The sequence below is a fragment of the Sediminibacillus sp. JSM 1682029 genome (assembly GCF_041366435.1).
GTDB lineage: Bacteria > Bacillota > Bacilli > Bacillales > Amphibacillaceae > Sediminibacillus > Sediminibacillus terrae.
Map to the genome: position 1 here is coordinate 1 of NZ_JBEWYY010000009.1, position 15,400 is coordinate 15,400.

Sequence of the window (15,400 nt, forward strand, 5' to 3'; positions counted from 1 at the left end):
CAGTGTGGCCGATCACCCTCTCAGGTCGGCTACGCATCGTTGCCTTGGTAGGCCGTTACCCCACCAACTAGCTAATGCGCCGCGGGCCCATCTGTAAGTGACAGCCAAAAGGCCGCCTTTCAACCTTCCTCCATGCGGAGAAAGGTATTACCCGGTATTAGCCCCGGTTTCCCGGAGTTATCCCGATCTTACAGGCAGGTTGCCCACGTGTTACTCACCCGTCCGCCGCTCGTTCCACAAGCTTCACCCCGAAGGGATCTGCCTGCTTCCCGCGCTCGACTTGCATGTATTAGGCACGCCGCCAGCGTTCGTCCTGAGCCAAGATCAAACTCTCCATAAATGACTTGCACATGGATGTGCTGATGTCGATGTTGCAACAGGACGTTGCGAACTTAATCGACGATCATTTGATGCTTGCTCGTTCAAAAAACTAGCTTGTATATCTTGCTTGACATACTGGTTGTTTTGTTCAGTTTTCAAAGATCAAATTGTCTCTTGCTGCCTCAACGACAGCTTAACTATTATATCAGATTGCTAGAATAAAGTCAATAACTTTTTGAAATGGATTGTTTGCGCTTCAAATAAGCAACTCAATTAATATAACATGAATAAGCTAGTGAAGTCAACACTTTTCCCCAATTCCAAAGTCGCAAGTTACTACAGCAACTTAATTAATATAACATGTGACAGATGAAAAATCAACACTTTCTTAGCTACGTTCAAATAAGAATGTTCTCGAATCTCTTTTCTGCCGCTTCCCTTACTCGAAGGGAGTTATAAATATATCATGCACCAACGAAGAACTCAACCTTTTTCATAAGGTAATATTTTCCGTAATAGATCTTCCTATCCATCACTCTAGTAATACCTCACTGACTATACAAAAGTTGAATACTCTCCTTAAAAGGGAAGAAGCTGCAACAGTCAGGAAACAGGAAAACGGATAGAAGGAACCTCTACCCGTTTTCAACTGTTTAATAAGGAAAGAATTCGGCTAACTGATGTTCAGGAACTAGGATGCTTTACTTTCACATTCGCTGTCGTAGCGCCGATAACCAATTCTGCTGACAGCCTGTCTTTTTCAAAACCGGTTTCATCATAATACATATTCAATAGACGTTCGACAGCCAGCGTTCCCAACTCTGCTTCCTGCTGTTTCAAGTGGGTGACATTCCATTCAAGCTCATTCCATGGCGGACTGTCGAAGCACAAAACGGAAATGTCTTCCGGCACAGAAAGCCCCAATTGTTCCACCGCAGTCTTAGCCAAGACAGCGATATTATACTCAAGGGCAAACAAAGCCGTGATTTGCGGATGTTCTTTCAGATGTGTTTTAATCGATTCGATATCCGCTTCTTTGGAACCCAATGGTGTCGGGAGAGTACTTTTTAATGTTGAACACCATAAATCCCGGCTGACAACGACCTGCTTTTCAGCAAATGCCTCGACAATACCATCCAGTCTGTCCTCGATCGTGGTGGTTTCAAAGTTATCCGGAGCCAGTACACCGATTTGTTCATGGCCAAGCTCGAATAAATAATCGATCCCTGTTTTTGCCGCTTCTTCATTGGCTGTGGAAACCGACGTAGCCGCCACCCCCTTGAAGGAACGATCAATCAACACCAACGGAAATTCATCGACAACCATCCGCAATATTTCGGAGCTGTAGTGTTCTGCTTGAGCAGGAAAGACAATCAGGCCATCCACTCCGTAATCAAGCAGTTCCTTCACGATTCTTTCTTCCCTTTTTGGATCTCCTAAAGAGCACTTCAATATAAACAAACATCTTTCGTCGGCAGCTCTTTCGATTGCAGCAATCAAACCGCTTCCAAAACTGTCATCAAACGTGGTGACAATTAAACCGAATAATGGCTTATCCGTCCGCCGCCCGCCTTCCGATGTCGACTCGGATACAAAAGTCCCTTTTCCGCGCTGTCGATATACATACCCTTCATTCATCAACTTTTCCAAAGCCTTTTTGCTGGTGATCCGACTTACTTGAAAAGCGTCCGATAATTCTTTTTCCGAAGGCACCCGGTCTCCCGGTTTATATTTGGCAGCGATGATTTCCTGCTTTAACGACTCGTAAACCTGTTCATATAAAGACTTCATGTGGTCACCTCTGGGTATTAAGACCTTTAACATAATGATATACCATTTAAAACAAAAGGGCTAATCATCAGTCGCAGTGTTTTCCATTATTGGTGAATTCAGTAAGTCGCCCGTGCAAGAATCCCCCGCCCTACTACTTGCCAGTGGCGGGGGAAAAAGGAGACGTACAGCTTTTTTTCTATTTTAAATCCACTAGAAAGGTTTTGATTTCATAAGGCTTGATATCAAAGCGGAACGGTTCCTCCCTTTCTAAAGAAGCTGGATTTCGTTCCATCAGGTCAGTTTCTTGCCAGGATACTATCTCATAATCGCTGACGACCTCGATTGTTCCCCTTGCTCCCGTATATTCATGAAGACGGACAACAATCCGGTCATCATCTTCCGCTTTTTTCACTGCGTCTACCATTACATGTTCACTATCCAGCCGGAACAACGATCGGGAGTCCGCCACTCCTGATTGGACAGTCAGTGGATTGTTTAACGCCCATGCCTGCTGCACAGTACCAGCTTCGCGCCAGTCTCCGTTATGCGGCAACAATGAATAAGTAAAATGATGCTCCCCCTGATCTTGCTCTATATCAGGGTTCATGGAACTTTTCAACAAAGTGAGCCTCATCACATTGTCTTTGATGTCATGTCCATACTTACAGTCATTCAACAGGCTTACACCATAGCCAGTCTCCGACAGATCGACCCACTGATGTCCCACCGACTCGAAACGGGCATAATCCCAACTCGTGTTCCAATGCGTCGGACGTTTCACATTGCCATATTGGATGTCATAGGTAGCTTCCGTGGAACGGACATCGACCGGAAAGGCCGCCTTCAGAAGCTGCTCCCGTTCGTGCCAGTCGACATCTGTTGCAAAATCGATGCGCGGGTTGTTTGCATAAACCATCATTTTCTGTTCAACAGTGGAGTCGCCGTAAGTCCATGCAAACCGGACAACTGCACGAACCGGCCCGTTTTCGATGACCTCACAACTGGACAGCTGATCAATTTCCCTCATCTTTTGCTGGTAATACAAGTCGATGTCCCAAGCGTCAAAACGCATCGGTTTGTCTTCAAATACTTGCAGGACATTGGCCCGTTCATCTGCAGCCAGCACCTGGCGATCGTACCGTTTATCAAAAATTCCGGTAAGCTGTCCGGCTTCGTTCCAGGAGATCCGATAGTACGGTGTTTCGATTCCATGCTCGCCAGATTGGAAAATAGACCGACCTTGAGCTGTACCTTTTTCACAGTGAATAGTACTCGTGCCAAGGGAAGGAATATTCTTCGCTTCTACCAGCCACTTTCCATCAGCAGTTGGTTGGGATTCCAGCACCTCCCCATGGTGGTTTTTCCATTCCAAGCCATCGCCGTCATATTCCACGACAACGACCTCATCACGTGAAAAGGAAGCACTGTTGAAAATGGTGAAGGTGTCTACTTCCGGATCGACCAATGTATTGGCGGCATCTGCCCAAGCCCTGTTTGCCAATTGTTCCGCTTCTTCATACTCCAGTTTGCTGTCTTCGTAAACCTCGCGGATCGAAGAACCAGGAATTATATCATGGAACTGATTACGCAATACCGTTTTCCAGCTTCCTGTCAGCGACTCAGCCGGATAACCCGACCAATTTTGAAGATGCAGGCTTTTAAGCGTGTTCAACCATTCCGTTTCCCTCAGCAGCAGTTCCATTTTGCGGTTCATCCGCTTATTGTATGCTTGGCTTGTGTACGTGCCCCGGTGATACTCCAGATACAACTCGCCATCCCAGGTGTGGACGTATTGGTCGGTCCCGTCGATGGTTTTGTGAAGACGCCGGAAGTATTCGTCGGCTCTCCCGGTTTTCACTTCCGGAAGACCCGGCATTTTATCCAGTCGCCTGCGCATCTCCAGCATTTCCCGATTGACGCCGCCTCCTCCGTCTCCATAACCATACGACAAAATCAGCTCCTGGTTGATATCTTTATCCCGGTAGGCTTCCCAGATGCCTTTCACCGTCCTCGGAGTGATTTTCCCATTATACGTATAGAACCAGCGATTATCTTCGGGGGTGGTGATAAAATGCGTCAGGATTTCCGTTCCGTCTATGCCGCGCCATTTAAAAGTATCATGCGGCATTTGGTTGTACTGACTCCAGCTTATTTTCGTAGTCATGAAGGTCTTGATTCCCGACTTGGTCAAAATTTGCGGCAATGCCCAGCTATATCCGAACACATCGGGCAGCCATAAGTATTCACATTCCTTGCCGAATTGTTCCCGGAAAAAGCGGGTACCCAGCAACAGCTGGCGTACGAGCGATTCACCGGAGGTCAAGTTGCAGTCCGCTTCCAGCCACATGCCGCCCTCCGGCTCCCAGCGCCCTTCCTCGACCCGTGTTTTTATTTGTTGATAAATTTCCGGGTAATCTTCCCGGATATAATCGTATAATTGCGGCTGGGTTTGCAAAAATACATAGTCCGGATACTGCTCCATCAAGCGGAGTACGGTCGAAAAAGAACGTGCCGCTTTTTCCCGCGTATGTTTCAGCCGCCATAACCAGGCGACATCGATGTGGGTATGCCCGATCGCACGGACAGTCACCGGATAATGGTTCGGAATCGCATCGACTGCCTTATTCAATTGTTCCTGTGCCTGATAAGCCGTTTCATAAAACGACTCGCTTCCCGGTTGAGACCAGTCCACAAGCAGGAATGCCGAATCCAATGCTTTTAGGAGCGCAACCCTTTCCGGTTGATTTTCATCTAAGTACTTCACCGTTTCAATGGCCGCTGTGGCCGTATAGTACAAATCATCCACCCGCTCATCCAACAAAGCGAAAAACGCCGTCTTCAACTGGTGTTCCTGAATGGTCCGCTTGCCGCCCCCTTCCAAACCGGACCAAAGCCGGAAACATAAATCGACCTTTCCACCGGCAACAGATGGGGCGAAAAACACCTCCTGATGGTTCATGTCCACCCCTTGATAAGGGGATCCGTCTACGTAAAGCAATGACTCAAAACCGGAATTATGTCCTCCCCCGGTTTTACCGAAATCAAACACACCGACAATTTTCTGTTCCCGCCACTGACTTGGTATTTCCACTTTCGTTTTAAGCCATAAGTATTTATCGCGGCCCTCCCAGCGGTCGTGCAGTTTCATTTCCTGCCAATCCCCCTGAGCAGGCGGGCGTTCACCGACTCCCCCCTCCGGATCGAGTAACGCTTCAAATGAATGTATCGGCTGAAGATCGCGATATCGATAAGAATCTAACTCCTGAATCCGTCTTTCCAGCTTTTCGATTGTCCAAAACATTGCATACACTCCTTTTTGAAAAAATTATCCTTTTGTAGCACCGCCCAAGCTGAAGCCTTGAGACATAAAGCGCTGCGAAAACAAGTACAATATTACCGCCGGCAGTGTATAGATGATGGAAAAAGCCGCAAGCTTTCCATATTCCACCATGCCATAAGTGCCGAAAAATTGATAGATGGTGACAGAGGCCGGGAACTTATCCGGCGTCTGAATCAAAATGTATGGGACAAAGAAATTGCCCCAGCTCATGGAAAATGTAAAAATCGCAACGGTGCATATCCCCGGAATCATCAAAGGCGCCACCACCCGTCTGACCCCTTTCCATATCGATGCCCCGTCTACCCATGCGGATTCTTCCAACTCCGGCGGGACCGCATCCATGAAATTTTTCAGCATCCAGATTCCATACGGCAGACCGGAGGCCGTCAAAAACAGCATGGTCCCCACCAGGGAATCCTGCAGGTTCAAGAAAATGAACAACTGATAGACCGGTACCATGACCGCTGTGATCGGAAGTGAAGTCATAAACAGAATAGAATACATAAATGGTTTCTTGTATTTCTGCGTGTATCTGGAAAGCGGATAGGCCGCAATGACACCGACAATGACGACCAGAAGCGCCTGGCCACAGGATAAGAACAACCCGATAATGAATGAACGGATCGTTGCCGGCTCGGATAAAATGTCCGTGAAATTGGCAAGCGTGAACGAGTCCGGTATCGTAAGCGCCTGCTGGGCATTGGCATCAAACGAGGCAAACAGCACCCATAAAAGCGGAAGTAAAAAGCAAATGCCGATGATGGATAAAATGACATAAGGGATCGTTCTCTCCCATTTAAAACGATTCACATTGCTCCCTCCCCATTATATTTTCACTTTCATAGACCGGATGTAGAACAAGCTGGCAATGATGCCGATAATCAACAGCACCAAGGAAATCGCCGTTCCATAGCCTAATTGATAATTGACGAAAGCCTGGTTATACATGAAGATAGGCAGTGTCTGCGTCGACGTGCCCGGTCCTCCGCCTGTCATGGTGAAAATCAAGGTGAAAACACCAAGAGTTTGCAAGGTGACCAGGATCATATTCGTGACGATCGACCCCTTGACCATGGGCAAAATAATGCGAATCAAAACCTGAAACCGGGAAGCACCGTCGATGGTTGCGGCCTCCTCGATCGTTTTCGGCACATCGTCGAGCGACGCCTGGAAAACCATCATGGAAAACGCAGTCCCATGCCATATGTTGGCGATACACACACTGATCATCGGGAACGTGTACAGCCAGGTGACGGATTCCAATCCGATGGCATTGAGAATCATGTTTAACGTCCCGTTGTCATTCAAAAACGCCACCCAGCAAAAAGCAACGACAATCTCCGGTGTCACCCATCCGGCAATCACGATGATGCCGATCAGTCTGCGAAAAGTTGGGTTTTTTTCTTTCATCAATATTGCCAACAGGAAGCCCAAAATCTGCTGGCCGACGATTGCGGAAAGAAACAGGAAGACGATGGTTTTCATGACACTGATGCGAAAAGTAGGATCTTCGAACATGGAAAGGAAATTTTGAAATCCGACAAATTCAATGTTCTGTGCCTGTGTTCCCGTCAATGCCAGGTTGGTAAAAGAAAAGTAGAACGTCAGCAGGATAGGTCCGATGAAAAAGACCAGCAACAATAGCCAGGAAGGAAGCAGGAACAAAACCGAACGCAAAGCGGTTGGATCCTTCTTCTTTTTGCCGGTTGCAGAAGAGCCGATTTGGTTCCGCTGGGTTTGAACATCTGCACGCACGTGAACACCTCTTTCCCTGGGAATGTGAATGCGGAGCTCCCTGCCGCAGCCTGCCGGCAGGGAGCAGAATCAGCTATTTGGTTGTAACCAAGTCTTCCCCGACAATTTCCGTTACTTCTTGTTTGTATTGCTCCGCCGCTTCTTCCGGCGTTATTTTATCGGAGACGACATTTTCGACAAGCGTTTGGATCACCGTGGAGACATTCGGATATTTGTCTACAGCCGGACGGAAGTGGGTGTTCTCCAGGAAGGAGGATGCTTCCTCGAACATTTCCATCTCCAAATATTCCGGTTCCTGTGCCACGTCTTCACGAGGTGTCAGATTCCCGTCTTTCAGCTGTAGCTTCAGGTTGTTTTCTTTGGTGGAAGCGAGTTTGATGAACTCCCATGCGAGGTCTTTGCTGTCTGACTTGGCGGGAATCGAAAGTGCCCATCCACCGGACATCGAAGTCGTCCCCGGAGCTTCCCCATTCTGGGTAGGCATTGCCGCGAATCCGAGCGTATCGAAAGCTTCCGGCCACGGAGCAGCTCCATCCTCATGCCAGTTTCCGGTCTGCCAGATACCGTCCAGGCCGATCGCCAACTTCCCTTGCGGCATCAATTGTTGATAAGCGACCGTACCACCTTGGCCGTTCAATACCTGAGAAAGCTCCGGTCCGAGGCCCTGTTCATAAACCGCATCGATGAATTTAAATGAATCCAGTAACCCGTCGCTTTCAACGATCCATTTCTGGCTTTCAGAATCATATAATGGATCGTCCGTTCCATAAAGCAGCATTTGGAATGTTTGCATCGAAGTCGCTTCTCCGGTTGCTTTTCCTGAATTCATCCAAAGCGGCACTACATCATCCGTCAGATTCTCTTTTACAGCAGTGGCAGCGGCAAGGATGTCATCCCAGGTTTTCGGTTCCCATGGCACTTCCACACCTGCTTCCTTTAGCAGTTCTTTGTTATACCAAAGACCGCGCGAATCGGTGTTATATGGTACGCCGTAAACTTTGCCATCCTGCGCGATGACGCCATTTTTTACGTTTTCGGTGATGCTGTCCCACTCATCCCAGCCTTCAATCCGTTCATCCAAAGGCTCTAAGTATCCAGCGCTTGCATCCGAGTTGACCATGAAGGTGTCCTCCGTGACAATGTCGGGGGCAGTATTTTCGGATTGCAGAAGCAGAGACACCTTGGCAAAATAGTCCCCTTCATTCACTTCCAAAGGCGCCAGTTTCACATTGACATCCGGATGTTCTTCCTCGAATTGCGGAATCACTTCCTGATGGAGCCAGTCCGTCAAACCTTTATTGGTTCCGCCGCCAGACCTGTACGTAATACTGATTTCTTTATCAGCACTACCGCCGTCTGTTTCAGAAGCAGATCCATCAGAACAAGCAGCAGCCATCAAACAAAACACCATCGCCATCATAAAGCCAATCATTTTTCTCCAAGAAAAAAACCTCATTGTCAATCGCTCCTTTTTATCAGAAATATCTTCCCAATCTAGGTAAGCGCTTACAAATCAGGTGAAAAAAGAAAGCTCTAGCTGCAAAAGTCTGTCTCCCGTTCGGCTCCGGGCCACCGTCCTCCCTTCCAGATGCTAAGTTGGTATATACATACCTTACTTGATATATTTATATAGGTCAATATAATATTTATGAATTTTTTGAATATTCTTTTTTTAAAAAGCCCATTCTTGTATTTCTCATTTTCAAAGTGCAACTTCTCCGACGAGTTTTTTTGATCCTATCAAAGGATGATTCCTATATAAGCTCTTCCCAAAGACGCCCTTTCGTTCCAGGATTCTTGAGCCGAATGCAGCTAAGATGGATGTACCGCGGAATAAACGATGAAGGCGCCTTTAGGAAACGAGGGTAAGTTGGACAAGGTCAGCAGTTTTGAAGAGGTTTTGGCAGATTACGAAAAAATGATTTTCTACCTGTTGAATAAATGGAACATCCGTGATCCAGAAAAAGAATTCTATCAGGAAGCTACCATCGCTTTATGGAAGGCGTGCGAATCCTATGATCCGGCGCGCGGTAAATTTTCCACTTATGCTTATTTTTGCATGGAAAAAGCACTGCTTAGTGTCATCCGCAAGCAAACTCGTCAGCAGGAAAAACAAGAAAAGTTCATAAAAATGGAAAAAGCCAATCCCGATCGAGTGGTCACCTTTTTGCAGGAAGGAATAGACCCCTACTTACTTGCGCGACTGGAAAGCGTTCTCACCGAAAAACAAATGATTTGGTTCCAGTTATACGTCCTCGAGGATCTATCGGTCAAAGCCATTGCCCAGAAGGAGCAGGTCACAACAGCTGCCGTGAAAAATTGGGCAAGAGCCGCCAAACCGAAGATCAGACGGGTGGTGCGTTTGGAGGATTCTTTGCACGGTAGTTGATTTTCTTTCCCGCCGGGTTGATCCTCTTTGGCACGGATTCGCTCTTCTTTCTTGCCGGGTTGATCTTCTTCGGCCGGAAGTTGATCTTCTTTCCCGGAGTTGATCCTCTTTGGTAAGGATTCGCTCTTCTTTCTTGCCGGGTTGATCTTCTTTCCCGGAGTTGATCCTCTTTGGCACGGATTCGCTCTTCTTGCACGCCAAGTTGATCTTCTTCCGTCCAAACCGTCCTAAGCACAAAAATCCGGGCAGCAAATGCCGCCCGGATTTCCTCTATCCAAGATACCACTGTATTGCATAATAAAAAGCTATTAATGAAACAACGGTTATCAGGAAATTTTTTACTGGTCTCGGTACTTGTATAGGGACTATTTCCAGTAAAACTCCTACTATTATCCCTGCTAAAAATACTGTTCCTAACAGTTTCGCTAACTGTAATACCATTCCGTTCATTTGAGATTGTACCGCGTCTTTTGCTGTTCCAGAGAATATATCCACCATCCACCCCTAGATTATATCGGAGATAGAGAAAGAGAATTAAATCTTCCTACCACTCAAACTCCCACTCATCCCGCAAAATCAGGTATAAGACCAGGAGGATGTTCTCCAATTCTCTTATATCTTTTTTATTTTTATCAATGCCGATTTTAGGAAGCAATGCGGCGGTCATTTGCTGGGTCAGCTGATATCGCTCCTCTAGCGGAAGCTGGTGGAAGCGTGCGGCATAGATTTTCAGCAAATCCCATTCTTTTTTTCCGAGGGAACGGATTGTCCACTCATCCAGATTCAAATCGTTTTTGCTAAGTCCCCTGCTTTCGACTTCTTTTTCGATGTTTTTGGCCTGTTTTTTATTTTTCCCTTTCCTTTCATGCACGACAATCGTGCCGGCCACGATATCGCCGAGCCGCTTATGGCGCGGATGGAAAAATACCAGAAGCATGCCGAGCAAGTAGCTGGCTGGCAGCATATCGACAATGCGCATTAAATTGCGAATCAGGCTGGATAGCCAGGTAATGCTGTGTCCGTTGTCCTGGACGACTCTAATCCCCATCAACCTTTTGCCGATTGTTTTTCCACCAAAGAAAAATTCCGCCACGAAAAAGTAGCCCCAGTTCAATAAAAAGACGACAATGACTGCAATAGCCAGCGGCATGGTCGAACCTGTCACACTCGCAATATTGCCGATATTGGCATAATCGAGTAAGAACACCAACAGAATGATGAGCAAATTTACCACCGTCAATATCAACTGATCGATGATCAAAGCAGCGGCCCGACTTCCCAAACCTGCTGTCGTAAACTGCAGGGAGACGTACTCCGGTGTTTTAATGTTTACCTGTTCTTGATTGTTGATAAGGACCTCCCCCTTTCTACAAAAAAATAAGCGATGGACGGTTTCTATTTATTTACAAGATTATTATAATAGAAACAAAGACTGCGGTCGATTGGACCGTCAATCAGAGGTGAACCCATGCAAGTAAAACAATTCGTCAAACAACACCGTGAAGAATGGAAGCAACTGGAGGATCTAGGTACCAGGCTCCATAAGCGGAAACAAACCAACGGATCGGATATCGACCAATTTCACCAGCTCTATCAAAAAGCAGCCCAGCACTTATCCTACAGCCAGACCTACTTCCCATCCGACGAGGTTACTGCTTACTTGAACGGGCTTGTGTCAAAATCGCATAACATCCTTTATAAAGACCAAACCTCCAGCGGCAAACAGATCCGGCAATTTTTCACTACCACGTTTGTCGGGCTTCTCCTCGAGCAATGGAAAGCCGTCGTGGTCGCCATGCTCCTGTTCCTGCTCGGTGCTTTGGCAAGTTTTCTTGCTGTGGCTGACGATCCCATGCATTTGTACGCCATCCTCCCGGCAGACATGGTGCAAGGTGTCGAGCCCGAACAATTGGGCGAAGGAAGCAATTCCGTGGATTCGTCTTATATGTCGGCGACCATCATGACCAACAACATCCAGGTGGCCATCCTGGCTTTTGCCGGAGGGGTCACGTTCGGGCTGTTGACCGTTTATTTACTCGTATACAACGGCTTTATCGTCGGTGCCTTGGCTGCCCTGTTCTGGCACTACGGAAAATCCTATGAATTCTGGGCGTTTATCGTTCCGCACGGTATTGTTGAACTGACCGCCATTTTTATAGCCGGGGGCGCGGGCTTGCTGATGGGGTATAAGTTGTTCGTCCCAGGCAACTTTTCCCGCGGCTGGCAGTTGAAGCAGCAGGCAAAACACTCGGTGATGCTGATGCTCGGAACGGTACCGCTGTTCATCATTGCCGGCATCATCGAAGGCTTTATCACGCCTGCCGCCCTCCCCTTGGAAGCCAAGTATGCTGTGGCCGGAATTACCATCGTTGGATTGGCCGCCTATATAGTCATCGGCAAATTGCTGATGAAGCGGCAGCCGGAGGCTATAGCAATCCTCGATTGATCACGTCCATGTATTGAGAAACAGCGGAGGCCGCCAGTCGGTCTTCCTCCGTTTCCACAAGGGAAAGGCCTTGCCTTTCCCATTTTGTTTTTTGCTGTTTTGTATATAAAAGCTGTTTCTGTGCAATGCTTTTCACCATCGCATGCCGTACATCGTCAGATGACTGTTTCGCTCTTTCCCGCATGGTTTCATCCTCGACGCCGACCATGAAAAACAGATGGCGCTGACGCAGCCGTTTCAAATACACCAACCCACTCTCTTCCTGTAAAAAGGCAGTGACATCGGAAAACAGCAAAATCATGCTGCGTTTCTTCTGGGCCGTCTGTAAGTACTGTAAAACCGCTGCGTAATTCGACTCACTGGCTTCCACCTGCAAGTTGTAAATAGCATGCAGGATCGTTTGCAAATGGGCCATCCCTTTCTCAGGCGGCACATACACCTGAATATCCTTGGAAAATCCGACAACAGATACATGGTCTCCGTTTTGCAAGGCAGCGGCAGCGACTGTCATTGCAGCTTCCAATGCTTTTTCCAGACGGTTTCCCGTTTTAAGCTCCGCCCCCATCATCCTGCCACAATCGATCAAAATCGCGACATACTTGCCGTGCTCCGGTTCGTACTCATTGGTCATGACTTCTTGCAGCTTAGCGGTTTGACGCCAATTAATCATTCTCGGATCATCTCCGACGACATAACTTCTGATTTTATCAAATTCACCCTGTCCACGCTGCCGCTTGCGGATGGTCATTCCTTCATACAGCAAAAATTGCTGCGCACCTTCTAAATATTGTTTCGTGGCAGTCAGATCCGGGATGACACGGACTGTATCCGCCAGCGCCGGAGTGGCTTGTTTTTCCCACAGCCCCAGCATTCCTGTATACCGGACGTATAATTGATCAATCAGGTACTTTCCCCGCTCAGCGGCTTTCGTCGAATAGTCGACATGGACAGTGCTTTCCCCTTCTATCCGGCCCGTCAAGGGAAACGGCCGCTCGAAAACTGCCGGTATTCGGTCAATCATACGGAAGCCTGCCGATCGTTGCGAACGGTTTTCTACCTGAAGTGTAATCGTGTATCGAATGCCCCGCTCCATTTCCTCCGGTATTTCCCGGCTGAACGACAACTCTCTTTTCCCTGGTGACAGCAATAGATCAAGCAGGCTGACAACCAAGAACAGCACATTGCACACGGCCAGATAAATCCAGGCCATCCCGCCGATTGCCAGCAGCGTCATCGCCAGTGAAAAAATAGCATACAAGCCTAACAGCCGCCTGGTAGGCAAAATTCCTTTATCGCGGAACAGCAACCGACCCAATAAGTTCTTGAATGACCTGGTCAACAGTCGCTCCCTCCAATTCTACGTGCGGGGCTAATTGAATGCGGTGCCGCAGTGCAGGACGGGCCACCATTTTGACATCGTCCGGCGTTACATAGTCTCGATCCGACAAATACGCCCAAGCCCTGGCAGCTTTGCCGATGGAAATCGCCGCCCGCGTACTGGCACCAAAACGGATCGACTCGTTCCCACGTGTCCTTCTGACCAGTTCCATCGTGTAATGCAAAACCTCGTCGCTGATTTTGACTTGCTCGATTTCGCGGCGGATGGTCAAAAAAGTCTCGATATCCAGCAGCGCCTCTGCCTCCTGCCGGGCAGGACGATGCTCCAAAGCCTGTTTGACAGCCATTTTTTCTTCCTCTAATTCCGGAAAAGCAATGTCCAGCTTGAACAAAAACCGGTCCTGCTGCGCTTCCGGCAATGGGTAGGTCCCTTCGTATTCAATCGGATTCTGCGTGGCAACCACGAAAAACACTTCCGGCAGCTGATAGGTCTCGCCCTGGATCGTCACCTGTTTTTCTTCCATCGCTTCCAGAAGCGCAGCCTGGGTCTTGGCCGGCGTACGATTGACTTCATCCGCCAACAGGACATTGGTGAAAATCGGTCCTTTCAGCGTTTGAAAGTTACCATCCTTCATGCTGTATACCATACTCCCGGTAATATCACTCGGCAACAGATCCGGCGTGAATTGGATCCGGTTGAAGTCCCCGCCGACAAGCTTCGCCAGTGTCCGGACCATCTGGGTTTTACCGGTCCCCGGAACACCTTCAATCAACACATGTCCCCCTGCCAGAACGGCCGATAAAAGCAGTTTCAAATTGGTCCGCTGTCCGTATATGTATCGTTCATAGTTTTCCAATAAAGCGGTCAGTTCTGTTCTCATCTATCTTCCACCTCTTCCCTTAATCGATCAAGTCGTTTCGACCATAGTAAATATTCCTGTTTGCTGAGATTTTGTTTCCCGACTACTTCTGCCAATCCCTCGACATATTCCCGGATTTCTTCTGCTGGTATATACTTGGCTTTGCTGCTCAGTTTATCTGCCGCCGTTTTCCAATCCCCATTCAAAACAATCCCCCGCCGTTCCAGCAAAAGCTGCTTTACATAGTCGGCTTGCGTGACGAGGGAATCGTGGTAATAACGGCCTCGCTGATACCAAGCTGCAACTGCCTGGATTTGCTCGTCGCTGAATCGCACCGATTCTTCCCTCGGAATGTCGATCGGTCCGAACCGTTTGCCGCGGTACCAAAGCCACAGAATCGTGAGTAACAGCGCCTGCAGCGCCAGTACCAAAAGCCACTTCGGATACAGAGTGGTGACGCCTGCTGCATTTTCGCCAGCGTGGACATACTCATCAAACAACAAGCTGCTGCCACCATTGATTGCTGCAGCACTCAACAATTTAGTCAAAAGCGCCGCATGGTCGTTTTCTGTTATCAACCGGTTCATGGTCCAATCGGGGGTTAGGGAAACAACTAGCGCTCCGTCACCGAGTTTTCGCTTCAGCGCCAACGCTCCGGCTTCATCTTCCAGCAATACTTCGTCGGTATCTCGCTCCTGCAACCGAAAAACCGAAGAAACCTCCGCTCGGTATTCCTCTCCGTCCAAATCGTTCAATGTCGTCGTACCTGCAGGATCCGGCATTTGCTGCCTTGTCTGTATATCGAACAGGCCATCCGGGTTGTTCATCCATAACATCAAGGTATTTCCCGCTTTCACGAATTCCCGGTATGCGTCCATTTCCTCTTGATCTGGCATGAAAGACGGTTCTATCATCAGCAGCATGCTGCCGCGTTTTCCCGAAGGCAAGCGTTCGGGAGACGCAGACCAACGCCCCGCCGTCCCCCGCTCATTTTCCAGATATGTGTACATTGCTTTTGTACCGGTAGGTGACGGAGAAGTGGAAAGATACGGCGGGTATTCCTCAGGTTGTTGACCTTGAATCACATAACTGAGCCCGACAAACAACAAGAGAAAAGCCGCCAGCCATAGCCAGGTGTTTCGGTATGATAATTTTCGCAAGCTTGCTTCCTCCTTCTC

General features: G+C 48.2%; 11 protein-coding genes and 1 rRNA gene. 2 read left to right on the forward strand and 10 right to left on the reverse strand.

Annotated features, from left to right (window positions below; genetic code table 11):
* The 6 genes from ABVF09_RS14670 to ABVF09_RS14695 all read right to left on the reverse strand — a co-directional run.
* Positions 1-340 (reverse strand): 16S ribosomal RNA (locus ABVF09_RS14670); the annotation flags it as partial.
* Positions 341-1,005: 665 nt separating this feature from the next.
* The gene (locus ABVF09_RS14675) at positions 1,006-2,112 is read right to left on the reverse strand and encodes a GntR family transcriptional regulator (protein ID WP_035427212.1); all 1,107 of its coding nucleotides are present in this window, start codon (positions 2,110-2,112) and stop codon (positions 1,006-1,008) included.
* Positions 2,113-2,290: 178 nt separating this feature from the next.
* On the reverse strand, positions 2,291-5,395 hold the full coding sequence (locus tag ABVF09_RS14680; protein ID WP_371069520.1) for an alpha-mannosidase: 3,105 nt from the start codon (positions 5,393-5,395) through the stop codon (positions 2,291-2,293).
* Positions 5,396-5,419: 24 nt separating this feature from the next.
* Positions 5,420-6,244 (reverse strand): carbohydrate ABC transporter permease, encoded by an 825-nt coding sequence (locus ABVF09_RS14685; protein WP_026571341.1) that lies wholly within the window; start codon positions 6,242-6,244, stop codon positions 5,420-5,422.
* Between the two features lie 15 nt (positions 6,245-6,259).
* A complete protein-coding gene (locus ABVF09_RS14690; RefSeq protein ID WP_371069592.1) occupies positions 6,260-7,156 on the reverse strand; it encodes a carbohydrate ABC transporter permease in 897 nt (298 codons plus the stop codon).
* A gap of 106 nt (positions 7,157-7,262) precedes the next feature.
* On the reverse strand, positions 7,263-8,645 hold the full coding sequence (locus tag ABVF09_RS14695) for an ABC transporter substrate-binding protein (protein WP_371069521.1): 1,383 nt from the start codon (positions 8,643-8,645) through the stop codon (positions 7,263-7,265).
* Positions 8,646-9,029: 384 nt separating this feature from the next.
* Here ABVF09_RS14695 and ABVF09_RS14700 point away from each other — a divergent pair, with 384 nt between their 5' ends.
* Positions 9,030-9,578, forward strand: a complete 549-nt coding sequence (locus ABVF09_RS14700; protein WP_371069522.1) for a sigma-70 family RNA polymerase sigma factor — start codon at positions 9,030-9,032, stop codon at positions 9,576-9,578.
* Between the two features lie 544 nt (positions 9,579-10,122).
* On the opposite strand, the gene ABVF09_RS14705 is transcribed toward ABVF09_RS14700, so the two are convergent.
* On the reverse strand, positions 10,123-10,860 hold the full coding sequence (locus tag ABVF09_RS14705) for an RDD family protein (RefSeq protein ID WP_371069523.1): 738 nt from the start codon (positions 10,858-10,860) through the stop codon (positions 10,123-10,125).
* Between the two features lie 186 nt (positions 10,861-11,046).
* On the opposite strand from ABVF09_RS14705, the gene ABVF09_RS14710 reads away from it, so the two are divergent.
* The gene (locus ABVF09_RS14710; protein ID WP_371069524.1) at positions 11,047-12,024 is read left to right on the forward strand and encodes a stage II sporulation protein M; all 978 of its coding nucleotides are present in this window, start codon (positions 11,047-11,049) and stop codon (positions 12,022-12,024) included.
* On the opposite strand, the gene ABVF09_RS14715 is transcribed toward ABVF09_RS14710, so the two are convergent.
* Genes ABVF09_RS14715 through ABVF09_RS14725 form a run of 3 tightly spaced genes read right to left on the reverse strand, consistent with a single transcriptional unit; the run spans position 12,005 to position 15,382 of the window.
* On the reverse strand, positions 12,005-13,363 hold the full coding sequence (locus tag ABVF09_RS14715; protein WP_371069525.1) for a DUF58 domain-containing protein: 1,359 nt from the start codon (positions 13,361-13,363) through the stop codon (positions 12,005-12,007). The genes ABVF09_RS14710 and ABVF09_RS14715 overlap by 20 nt on opposite strands.
* On the reverse strand, positions 13,314-14,243 hold the full coding sequence (locus ABVF09_RS14720; protein ID WP_371069526.1) for an AAA family ATPase: 930 nt from the start codon (positions 14,241-14,243) through the stop codon (positions 13,314-13,316). Before ABVF09_RS14720 ends, ABVF09_RS14715 begins: the two co-directional genes overlap by 50 nt.
* Positions 14,240-15,382, reverse strand: a complete 1,143-nt coding sequence (locus tag ABVF09_RS14725) for a DUF4350 domain-containing protein (RefSeq protein WP_371069527.1) — start codon at positions 15,380-15,382, stop codon at positions 14,240-14,242. The genes ABVF09_RS14720 and ABVF09_RS14725 overlap by 4 nt, the downstream gene beginning before the upstream one ends.
* Positions 15,383-15,400 lie beyond the last annotated feature (18 nt).

Excerpts from the sequence above, each read along its gene's own strand:
- ABVF09_RS14720 (WP_371069526.1), bottom strand. The coding sequence starts at position 14,243 with ATGAGAACAGAACTGACCGCTTTATTGGAAAACTATGAACGATACATA.
- ABVF09_RS14700 (WP_371069522.1), top strand. The coding sequence starts at position 9,030 with ATGAAGGCGCCTTTAGGAAACGAGGGTAAGTTGGACAAGGTCAGCAGT.
- ABVF09_RS14680 (WP_371069520.1), bottom strand. The coding sequence starts at position 5,395 with ATGTTTTGGACAATCGAAAAGCTGGAAAGACGGATTCAGGAGTTAGAT.
- ABVF09_RS14710 (WP_371069524.1), top strand. The coding sequence starts at position 11,047 with ATGCAAGTAAAACAATTCGTCAAACAACACCGTGAAGAATGGAAGCAA.
- ABVF09_RS14695 (WP_371069521.1), bottom strand. The coding sequence starts at position 8,645 with ATGAGGTTTTTTTCTTGGAGAAAAATGATTGGCTTTATGATGGCGATG.
- ABVF09_RS14675 (WP_035427212.1), bottom strand. The coding sequence starts at position 2,112 with ATGAAGTCTTTATATGAACAGGTTTACGAGTCGTTAAAGCAGGAAATC.